Source organism: Pseudomonas sp. SbOxS1, assembly GCF_013416725.1.
GTDB lineage: Bacteria > Pseudomonadota > Gammaproteobacteria > Pseudomonadales > Pseudomonadaceae > Aquipseudomonas.
On the sequence record NZ_JAAVXC010000017.1, the window covers coordinates 1 to 10,322 of the forward strand.

Annotated in this window: 7 protein-coding genes; 2 read left to right on the top strand and 5 right to left on the bottom strand. The window is 61.9% G+C overall.

Features of this window, described 5'->3' with window-relative positions; genetic code table 11:
* Nucleotides 1–116: 116 nt before the first annotated feature.
* The 3 genes from HFK74_RS18250 to HFK74_RS18260 all read right to left on the bottom strand — a co-directional run bounded on the left by HFK74_RS18250 (nucleotide 117) and on the right by HFK74_RS18260 (nucleotide 4,775).
* Nucleotides 117–575, bottom strand: coding sequence for a transposase (locus HFK74_RS18250; protein ID WP_180204655.1), 459 nt, complete (start codon nucleotides 573–575; stop codon nucleotides 117–119).
* A 307-nt stretch (nucleotides 576–882) separates the two neighbouring features.
* Nucleotides 883–2,622 (bottom strand): dipeptidase, encoded by a 1,740-nt coding sequence (locus tag HFK74_RS18255; protein ID WP_180204656.1) that lies wholly within the window; start codon nucleotides 2,620–2,622, stop codon nucleotides 883–885.
* Nucleotides 2,623–2,825: 203 nt separating this feature from the next.
* A complete protein-coding gene (locus HFK74_RS18260; RefSeq protein ID WP_180204657.1) occupies nucleotides 2,826–4,775 on the bottom strand; it encodes a DNA topoisomerase III in 1,950 nt (649 codons plus the stop codon).
* Between the two features lie 257 nt (nucleotides 4,776–5,032).
* On the opposite strand from HFK74_RS18260, the gene HFK74_RS18265 reads away from it, so the two are divergent.
* Nucleotides 5,033–5,401, top strand: coding sequence for a DUF427 domain-containing protein (locus HFK74_RS18265; protein WP_180204658.1), 369 nt, complete (start codon nucleotides 5,033–5,035; stop codon nucleotides 5,399–5,401).
* Nucleotides 5,402–5,495: 94 nt separating this feature from the next.
* On the opposite strand, the gene HFK74_RS18270 is transcribed toward HFK74_RS18265, so the two are convergent.
* Together HFK74_RS18270 and HFK74_RS18275 are read right to left on the bottom strand one after the other, a co-directional pair.
* On the bottom strand, nucleotides 5,496–7,118 hold the full coding sequence (locus HFK74_RS18270; RefSeq protein ID WP_180204659.1) for an MFS transporter: 1,623 nt from the start codon (nucleotides 7,116–7,118) through the stop codon (nucleotides 5,496–5,498).
* 160 nt (nucleotides 7,119–7,278) lie between these two features.
* Nucleotides 7,279–8,973: a GMC family oxidoreductase gene (locus tag HFK74_RS18275; protein WP_257230355.1), complete on the bottom strand. Its 1,695-nt coding sequence runs from the start codon at nucleotides 8,971–8,973 to the stop codon at nucleotides 7,279–7,281.
* A 120-nt stretch (nucleotides 8,974–9,093) separates the two neighbouring features.
* Between HFK74_RS18275 and HFK74_RS18280 the strand changes: the two genes are divergently transcribed.
* Nucleotides 9,094–9,999: a LysR family transcriptional regulator gene (locus HFK74_RS18280; RefSeq protein ID WP_180204660.1), complete on the top strand. Its 906-nt coding sequence runs from the start codon at nucleotides 9,094–9,096 to the stop codon at nucleotides 9,997–9,999.
* Nucleotides 10,000–10,322 lie beyond the last annotated feature (323 nt).

The window sequence follows — 10,322 nt, forward strand, 5'->3', positions numbered from 1 at the left end:
CAGCGTCTGGTTCGCCGGCAAGCCTGGCTCCTACAGGCGAAGAACGATGACGCGGTGCAACGGATACACCGCGGCGACAGGTTCGCCGGCAAGTCGGATCGCCGCACCGCTGGCTCCTACAGCCACACGGCATCCCACAACGGATAGTCCCCGATTTTCTCGACCAATCTCGCCCGCAACGGGTTGGCCACGATATAGCGCGCCACCGCCGGCAGGTCATCGTCCCTGCGGATCGCTCGGTCATGAAAGCCATGTTGCCAGAGTGATCCGTCGCGCCCGATCGAGCGATTCAACGCGAGCGCAATGCGTGATTTTGTCCTCGCCATTATGCAAGTCAGCGTGCTGTTTTTGAGCTCGAACAGCCAATGGAGATGGTCCGGCATGACAACCCAGGCCAGCGAAAGCACCAGCTCTTCTTCCTGAGCCTTCCGCAACGCATCGACCACGAGGCGGCCCTGCATGAAGTCTTTGAATACGGGGTCCCGGTTCTGAACGACGGTTGTGACCAGATAGATCTGCCCCGGCGCTGAATAGCGCCCGGTGCGCAATCGATGTGCATGGCGAATGGTTGGCATGGGGCATCTTCCTTGATCATGGCGTAGTCAGTTCAGGCTAGAACGCCGGAGGAAGAGTGGTGGTGAACAGTTGTTCCTGATGTGTCTGTGGATGCGAGCTGCGACGTGCCCGCGAAGAACGATGACGCGGTGCAACAGATACACCGCGGTGTCTGGTTCGCCTTGTTGGAGCCAGCGGGCGGCGTTCCGACTTGCCGGCGAAGAACGGTAACGCGGTGCAATAGACAGACCGCGTTGCCTGGGTTCGCCGGCAAGTCGGATCGCCGCACCGCTGGCTCCTACAATCGCGGCGGTGCCACCCGGTGAATCAAAGCGTCGGCAGCTGCCCGATACGGCCCATCATCTCGGTCACGATCTGCAGGTCGAGCAGGAACTGCTCGGTGGTCTTGAACTCGTTGTCGTTGTGACCGGTGTATTTGACGTTCGGCATGGCCAGGCCAAATTGCACGCCGTTGGGCAGTTCGTGCACCGAGGTGGCGCCGGCAGAGGTGCCGAACTTGTGTTCCATGCCGAGGTTTTCGCTGGCCACGGCGAGCAGGGCCTTGACCCATTCCCCCTCGGGGTTGCGGTACATCGGTTCGGCGATGGAATAGTCGAAGGCCGGTGCGATTTTGCTGTGCTTGCTCCAGGCATCCAGTTTCGTGGCGATTTCGGATTTCAGCACTTCAGGGGACTTGCCCTTGGGTACCCGCAGGTTGACCGCGAGCTTGAAGGCTTTGTCATCCATGCCGACAAAGGTCAGCGACGTGGTCAGCGGGCCCATGAATTCATCGGAGAAACCCACCCCCAATTTGCCGCCCAGGTAGTCCAGGCCCCAGTTGTCGGCGGCATAGCGGGCGGCGTCGGTGATGTGGTTGTGCTTGAGCAGGACCTGGCCGTCGAGGCTGTTGATGAAGTCCAGCATCCTGGCCACCGGGTTGACGCCGGACTCGGGCTCGGAGGAGTGGGCGGATACACCGGTGACGGTCAGTTTGACGTCCTTGCCGACCACCTGGGTGGCGATGTCGAAGTTGCCACCATTGCGCATGGCGTACTCGGTACCGGCCTTTTGCAGGCTGGCCGCGAGTTCCGCGGGCTTGTCCGTCACCAGGGTGGCGACCGAGGTCGACGGAATCTGGTTGGTGGCCAGGCCGCCGGTCATCGAGATGATTTCAGCGCCCTTGCCTTGAGCCGTGCGCTTGGCGAAGCTGGCCATGACGGTGCCGTAGCCTTTCTCGGCGATCACCACCGGGTAGCCGCCATCCAGCGCCAGGTTGTAGTTGGGCGTCGGGTTGCGTTCGAAATAGTAGGGAATGGCGTCGCCCGTGGTTTCCTCGGTGGTGTCTACCAGCAGCTTGAAGTTCCTGGCCAGTGGCAGCTTCTCTTCCTTGATGACCTTCATGGCGTAGAGCGCGACCACGATGCCGTTCTTGTCATCCTCGGTGCCCCGGCCGTACATGCGATCGCCCACCAGGGTGACCTTGAACGGGTCGAGCCGGGTGCCATCCTGCAGCACCCAGTTCTCTGGCGTCACCGGCACCACGTCGGCATGGGCGTGAATACCCACGACTTCATCGCCGGTGCCATGCAGGGAGATTTCATAGACGCGGTTGTCGATGTTGCGAAAGCTCAGGTTGAATGCTTCGGCCAGGCCCTTGATCTTCTCGGCGATCTTGATGAACTCGGGATTGTCGTGCTGGGCAACGCCGTCCACGCGCACGGTCGGGATGGCCACCAGTTCCCGAAGGGTTTCAGTGGCCGCGCTGCCGTACTTGACCCGTGTGTAGAGGCCAAGCAGGCGATGAATTTCGTTTTGCTGCTCAGGGGTCAGTGTCTTGTTATCGAGGAAGGCACTGATGGCCGGGCCGAGCTGGTCGGTCTTGGCGACGTCGCTCTTGGCCAGGCTTTGCAGGAACTGCCTGAAGTCCGTGACCGAGGCATCGCTGAACGTCTTGAGGATGATCGCGCTCTGTTGCGGGGTGATGTTGGCGTGTGCAGCGCTGGTGAACGACGACAGGCTGGCGAGCATCAGGGTGGCTGCGGCCATGTGCTTGAGTGAAAAGTCCATTGCTGGGGGCATTCCTTTGCAGGCAGTTTGTAGGAAATATCTGATCGATTGATCAGAAACATCCGCAAGCTAACACCGCAAGGACGGGGTGGGGAGCCCCTGAAGTGCGATCTGTCGCACAGAAATGCAAAAGCGGCGCAGAAATGAAAACCTCGAACTATCAACGTTTAACCTGACCCAACAACGTGCAAGCGCACGGCTTATCACGTTGGCTTCGCTGCTTTTGCTCCACGCTTGCTGGCGCTCGCAGGCTTGCGCTTGGCCGGCTTGCGTTTGTTTTTCCACGGTGCCGCGCCCCGCCCGGCGGGGCTTGCAGGACCGCTGATGGTCAGGCTCAGGCCGGCGCAGCGGCTGACTTGCTTGCTCATCCAGGCCGCTTGCTTGGTGACGAACTCGTCCAGGCTCATTTCCCCGCTCTGCACCATGTCCAGGGCCTGCTCCCAGATGGCGGTGGTGCCCGGGTCGGCAATGGCGCGCGGCACCGCGTCGATCAGGCTGAAAGCCGCCGGGGTGGCGGCAAGTGCCTTGCCATTCTTGATCAGGTAACCACGGTCGAGCAGGCCCTGGATGATCGAGGCGCGGGTCGCTTCGGTGCCGATGCCGGTGGTGTCCTTGAGCTTTTGCTTGAGCAATGGATCTTCCACCAGTTTGGCGACGTTCTTCATGGCCTTGATCAGGTCGCCCTCGGTGAAGGGTTTGGGCGGCTGCGTCCAGAGGTCCTTGAGTTGCACATCGGCCACCGCGCAATCAATGCCTTCCCTGAGGTTGGGCAGGGTTTGCGGGGCGGGTGCTTCGCGACCTTTGGCGGGTGCAAGGGCTTCGGGCAGGGCGCGTTTCCAGCCGGGTTCGACGATTTGCTTGCCGACGGCACGCAAGGCCTCGCCGGCGCAGTCGAAGTCGACCTGGGTGCGGTCGAACTCGTGATTGGGCAGGAACTGCGCCAGGTAACGGGCGCGGATCAAGGTGTAGACCGCGCGCTGCTTGCCCACCAGGCGATCGAGGTTTTTCGCCGCAGCGGTGGGAATGATGCCGTGGTGCGCGCTGACCTTGGCATCGTTCCAGGCCCGTGAGCGACGCTGGGGCTCCAGGTAGTCGTGCAATGCGTTCAGTGCCGGGTCGGCCTGGCGTAGTGCCGCGAGAATACCCGGTGCTTCGCTGTGCTGGCTGAGCGGCAAGTAACCGCAGTCACTGCGCGGGTAGGTGATGACCTTGTGGGTTTCGTAGAGCGCCTGGGCGATGTCGAGGGTTTCCTGGGCACCGAGCCCAAGCTTTTTCGAGCAGACTTCCTGCAAGGTGCCGAGGTCGAATGGCAGCGGCGCCACTTCGCGCATCCGTTCGGTGCGCAGCTTGATCACCCTGGCGCTGGCGGCGGCGAGCATGGCCGCTGCCGCGCGTTGGGCCAGTGCCTGGTTCAGGCAGCGATCCTGGTCGTCGCACACGTCCGAAGCGGCTCGCCATTGTGCCGTGAAGGCGGTGCCATCGTGCAGCAACTGCACCTCGACCGCCCAGTAGGGCACGGGTACGAAGGCGGCGATGCTGCGGTCGCGATCCACCACCAGGCGCAAGGTCGGCGTCTGTACCCGGCCGACCGGCAGGACGCCCTGATAACCGGATTGGCGTCCGAGCAAGGTGAACAGCCGGCTCATGTTCATGCCGATCAGCCAGTCGGCCCGGGAGCGCCCCAGTGCCGAATGATAGAGGCTGAAGGTCTGCGCACCGGGCCTGAGTGCGGCGAGGGCCTTGCGGATCGAGGCATCGTCCAGCGCCGACAGCCACAGTCGCTGGATCGGACCGCGATAGCGGCAATGCTCCACCAGTTCCCTGGCGATCATTTCGCCTTCACGGTCGGCGTCCGTGGCAATCACCAGGTCCTGCGCTTCGCCGAGCAGGCGCTTGACCACCTTGTACTGGCTGGCGGTACGTGGCTTGACGGTCATTTTCCATTTATCGGGAATGATCGGCAGGTCTGCCAGTACCCAGCGCTTGTAGCGTGCGTCATAGGCATCCGGGGGCGCGGTTTCCAGCAGGTGGCCGATGCACCAGGTCACCGTGACGTCTGTTCCCAGCCAGCAGCCGTCACCACGTCGCCGCGCGCCGAGCACGGCCGCAATGTCTTTGGCCTGGGAAGGTTTTTCACAGAGGTACAGCCGCATAACCACCATCGTCGATCAATGTGCGCAAGTGCACAGGATGGCGTGAGTGGGGCGCGAGAGCAATCTTTATCTGTATGGATGTACAGTTTTTTGAGTCGCGTTTGGTTGCGCAGGCCGTTTGGCTGTGAGGCCATCGTTATTGGGGAATCTGGGTTATACCTGATACATCGTGGTCTCAGGTTTTGGGGCCGCTGTGCAGCCCGTCGCGGGCAAGCCACGCTCCTACAGATCAATTTCTGTCATGAGGATTGTTTTCCATGAAAAGCTCCGGTCCCAGCCCTGTCATCACCATCGCCGAGCAGCCCGGCTGCCTGCTGGTGAAGTTTCACGGTATCCAGGTGGCTGCCTCTTCACGCGCGCTGGTGCTCCTGGAGGCCAATTACCCTCCGGTGTACTACGTGCCGCGCGAAGACATCGACGAGAAATATTACGCCCGTACCGACCACACCAGCTATTGCCCGTACAAGGGCGATGCCAGCTATTTCAGTTTGCAGGTGCCGGGACATGAAGGGGCTAATGCGGTGTGGAGTTACGAGCATCCCAAGGTGTCGGTGGCGCAAATTCGCGAATACATGGCGTTCTACCCGGACCAGGTGAAGTTCGAGGTCGTCGAACTCGACGAGTGAGTGGTCATTAAAAGATCGCAGCCTGCGGCAGCGCCTCCAAGGGAACGCATTCCAGGGTAGGCGCTGCCGAAGGCTGCGATCTTTTGATTTTCAATCAGTTCTTGTTCAGATCCACATTCCGCGTCTCACGCAGGCACAGCATCCCCACCACCAGGCTCACCCCGGTGATCAGCACCGGGTACCACAGGCCGTAGAAGATGTCGCCGGTGTAGACCACCAGGGCGAAGGACACGGTCGGCAGGAATCCGCCGAACCAGCCATTGCCGATGTGGTAGGGCAGGGACATCGAGGTGTAGCGGATGCGGGTCGGGAACAGTTCGACCATCAGCGCCGCCAGCGGGCCGTAGCACATGGCGGAGATGATGATCAGCGCGACGATCAGGGCCACGATCATCGGTTTGTTGATCTGCTGCATGTCGGCCTGTTGCGGGTAACCCGCCAGGGTCACCGCGCCACGCAGGGCCGCTTCGTCGAAACCGTCGATCTTCACGTCACCGACGCTGACCTGCACAGCGCTGCCGGCCGGGGCCACTGCGCTCTGGTACGGCAGGCCCTGCTTGACCAGGAAGGTCTTGACCTTGTCGCATGGGCTGTCGAATTTCGCCTTGCCCACCGGGTCGAACTGGAAGGTGCAGGTGGCCGGGTCCGCGAGCACGGTAATCGGCGCCTGGCGGCTGGCCAGGTCGATGGCCGGGTTGGCGTAGTGGGCCAGGGTCTTGAAGATCGGGAAGTACAACACGGTGGCGAGCAGCAGGCCAAGCATCAGCACGGGTTTGCGCCCGACCTTGTCCGACAGCCAGCCGAAGAAAATGAAGAAGGGGGCGCCGATGGTCACACTGACGATCAGCAAGCCGTTGGCCACAGCGGGGTCCATTTTCAGGAACTGGGTGAGGAAGAACAGCACATAGAACTGCGCGGCGTAGAAGGTCACCGCTTGCCCGGCGTTGATGCTGAACAGGGCGATCAGCACCACCTTGAGGTTTTCCCACTTGCCGAAGGAATCGCGGATTGGCGACTTGCTGAGTTTGCCTTCCTCTTTCATCTTCATGAACGCAGGCGACTCGTGCAGGCTCAGGCGAATCCAGGTCGAGATGCCCAGCAGAATGATCGAGAAAAGGAACGGAATGCGCCAGCCCCAGACTTCGAACTGATCGCCCGTGAAGTAGCGGCAACCGAGTACCACCAGCAGCGACAGCAAAAGGCCGAGGGTGGCGGTTGATTGAATCCAGCTGGTGTGGAAGCCACGCTTGCCCATCGGCGCGTGCTCTGCCACGTAGGTCGCGGCGCCGCCGTATTCCCCACCCAGCGCCAGGCCCTGGAGCATGCGCAGCACCACGAGGATGATCGGCGCGGCGATGCCGATGCTCGCGTAATTGGGCAGCAAACCGACGCAGAAGGTGGCCAGGCCCATGAGCACGATGGTGGCGAGGAAGGTGTATTTGCGTCCGATCATGTCCCCCAACCGGCCGAACACCAGGGCGCCGAACGGCCTGACAATGAAGCCGGCGGCAAAGGCCATCAGGGCAAAGATAAACGCGGTGGTGTCGTTGACCCCGGCGAAGAACTGCTTGCTGATCACCGCCGCGAGGGCGCCGTAGAGGAAAAAGTCATACCACTCGAAGACCGTCCCGAGCGACGAGGCGAAGATGACTTTCTGGGTTTCCTGGCTGGTGCCCGCGCTGCGCACGGCTTCCAGGGGCTGAACGTGTTCTGACATATCGGTATCCCTCACAGTGATTGTTTTTGTTGTTCCACTGGTGTTGCGTGTCCGTGAATCAGATGCAATTCCCTTGTGGGAGCGAGCCTTTGTGGTGAGGGGATTTATCCCCGTTCGGCTGCGTAGCAGTCGTAAATGCGATGCATGCGGTGTAACTGATCTAACGTGAATGCTCGTTTTGGGGCTGCTCCGCAGCCCAGCGGGGATAAATCCCCTCACCACAAAGGCTCGCTCCCACAAGGGGGGTGTTTGCAGTTGTGGCAAGGATCAGTTCCGCAGCCTTCTCGGCGATCATCAGCGTAGGCGAACAGGTGTTGCCCGAGGTGATGCGCGGCATGATCGAGGCGTCGGCGATGCGCAGGCCGGGGATGCCGTGCACGCGCAGTTCGGCATCGACCACCGCTTCGGCGTCGTGGCCCATACGGCAGGTGCCGACCGGATGGAAGATGGTGGTGCCGATCCGCGCGGCGGCTTCGTGCAACTGTGCTTCGCTCTGCAGACTGTCGCCCGGCAGGTACTCGACCGGTTTGAACGCCTTCAGGGCCGGCGCGGAAACGATGCGCCGGGTCAGGCGAATGGCATCGGCGGCCACCCGCAAATCTTCCGGGTGGCTCAGGTAATTGGGCTGGATCAGCGGCGCTTGCTGTGGGTCGACCGAGCGGATCTCCACCTTGCCGCGGCTTTGCGGACGCAGATCGCAAACCGATGCGGTGAACGCCGGGAAGGCGTGCAACGGCTCACCAAAACGCTCCAGCGACAGCGGCTGAACGTGGTACTCAAGGTTGGCCGAGGTTTGCTCCGGCCCTGAACGCGCAAAGGCCCCGAGCTGACTCGGCGCCATCGACAACGGACCGCTGCGGTCATACAGGTAACGCAGGCCCATGCCCATCTTGCCCCACAGGCTGCCGGCGATCTGATTGAGGGTGCGGGCGTTTTCCAGCTTGTAGATCAGGCGCAACTGCAGGTGGTCCTGCAGGTTGCCGCCGACGCCGGTCAGTTCATGGACAACGCCGATGCCCAGGCGCTTCAGCAGAGGGCGAGGGCCGATGCCGGAACGCTGCAGAATGCTCGGTGAGCCAACTGAGCCGGCGCACAGGATGATTTCCTTGCGCGCCTTGAAGGTTTTTGCCTGACCTTGCCAACGGGCGCTCACCGCCGAGGCCCGGGCGTTTTCCAGAAGCACGCGGTCGACCTCGACACCGGTCAGCACCGTCAGGTTGTGGCGATTGCGTACGGGCTTGAGAAACGCCTTGGCCGCATTCCAGCGGATGCCAGCCTTCTGGTTGACCTGGAAGTAGCCACAGCCTTCGTTGTCGCCCTGGTTGAAGTCATCGATGCTGGCAATACCGCTTTGCTCGGCGGCACTGCGGAAGGCATCGAGAATCGGCCACGACAGGCGCTGGCGTTCGACTCGCCATTGGCCGGTGGCACCATGAAACTCGGAGTCACCGGCAAAGTGGTTTTCGCTTTTCTTGAACAGCGGCAGCACGTCCTGCCAGCGCCAGCCGGGGTTGCCGTCGGCCGCCCAGCCATCGTAGTCGCCGGCCTGGCCGCGCATGTAGATCATGCCGTTAATGGAGGAGCAACCGCCAAGCACCTTACCTCGCGGATAGCTCAGGGTGCGACCCTGCAGGCCCGGTTGTGCCTCGGTCTTGAAGCACCAGTCGGTACGCGGGTTGCCGATGCAAAACAGGTAACCCACCGGGATGTGAATCCACGCATAGTTGTCGCGGCCGCCGGCTTCGAGCAGCAACACGCGGTGCTGTGGGTTGGCCGACAGGCGATTGGCCAGCAAACAACCGGCCGGACCGGCGCCGACCACGATGTAGTCGTATTCATCAAGGGAAGCGTGCATCCCTGACCTCGCTTGTTGTTCTTGTTGGGCTTCATCCTAGTTGTTAGCTTTCGTTAAAAGAATGTTAGTTTTTACCCAGCTGCTGTTCGTTTTTAAACAACGCTGACCTAAGGATGGACGATGTTCGACTGGAATGACCTGCGGTTCTTTCTCGAGCTACAGCGTAGCGGGCGTTTGCTCACCGCCGCGCGCCGTTTGAACACCACCCATGCCACCGTGGCGCGGCACATCGAGGCCATTGAAAAGAGCCTGGGCACCGCACTGTTCGTGCAGCACGCCCAGGGATACGAGCTGACCCCGGCCGGCGAAGCCTTGCTCAAGCACGCCGAGGCGATGGAGAACGTCGCGCTGCTGGCGCAGGAAGAAATCACCCAATCCACGGCGCCGCTGGGCAAGATCCGGGTGGGGGTGACGGAAGGGCTGGGCATCATGTTCCTTGCCAGCCGCATGAACGGCCTGTTCGAGCGTTACCCGGGGCTGGAAGTGGAGCTGGTGGCGGTGCCGCGCTTTGTCAGCATCCTCAACCGCGAGGCGGAAATCAGCATCCACCTGGAACGTCCGGCCGCCGACATGCTGGTCACGCGCAAACTGACGGACTATCGCCTGGCGCTCTACGCCAGCCAGGACTACCTCGACCATGCGCCAGCGCTGCACAATCGTGAAGATCTGGGGCGCCATGCCTGGATCGGCTACGTCGACGACTTGCTGTTCAGCCAGGAGCTGATGTTCCTCAACAGCTTCTGCCGCAACCCGCAGGTGGTGTTCCACAGCACCAGCGTCATCGCCCAGCAACAGGCCGCGCGCGCGGGCCTGGGTATTGCCGTGCTGCCGTGCTACATGGCCAGTGCCGATCCTGCGTTGGTGCCGTTATTCCCCCAGGAGAGCATCCAGCGCAGCTACTGGATCAGCACCCGCCGCGAGCTGCACAAGTCGGTGCGGCTGCGGGTGATGTGGGATTACGTGGTGGAGTTGTGTGAGCGTGAGCAGGATTTGCTGCTGGGACCCAATCCCCCACACGACGGGTGAAAACCCTGTAGGAGCCCGGCTTGCCGGCGAAGGCGTCCTGACATTCGATGATTGTCCTTCAGGTGTACATATCCATTCCTGCGGTAACGGCCACTTAGGGTTTCGCCCTTACGGCGAGTCACTTGGAAAAACGGAACGCCGCCCGGCCCTAAGTAACCAAGGGCTCTTGCCCCTGGCGTTCGGTGCCTCGCTAAGGCTCGGCATGCCCTCGCTCCGGTCCTGCTCCGTGGGCCCGCCGCGATGGGCCATCCTTGGCCCAGCGCGGCTAAACCGGCATCCATGCCGGTTTACCCACTGCGCAGAACCTCCACTCGGCCTCTCGA